This window comes from Metabacillus rhizolycopersici (assembly GCF_020075705.1).
In genome coordinates this window covers 1-249 of sequence record NZ_JAIQUM010000331.1, presented here as the reverse complement: position 1 = coordinate 249, position 249 = coordinate 1, and the positions used below count along the sequence as shown (strand labels likewise).

Genomic DNA, 249 nt, shown 5'->3' with positions numbered 1-249 from the left:
GAAATTCACCTCAAATGAATGAGGATAGACCTCTCTTAGCTCACTTTATTATGCCATTTCTGAACCTCGCCATGTCCAGTTAGCCATCTTCTTCAAATTCATGGCAGCGAAAGTAAGCATCCCCTGCATCGACAATTTTTTAAGTCCCCTTAACGTTGTCCAACGCATGCCATGCTTTTCTTTTGCATCTGCGAATACACGTTCAATCGTTTCTTTGCGTTTCGCATAGATTGGTTTTACATCTTTGTG

Annotated in this window: 1 protein-coding gene; it reads right to left on the bottom strand. The window is 41.4% G+C overall.

The features are described from left to right. Positions 1-48: 48 nt before the first annotated feature. Positions 49-249 (bottom strand): transposase (locus K9V48_RS28840; protein ID WP_224142371.1); only part of this gene is annotated, 201 nt, incomplete at its 5' end.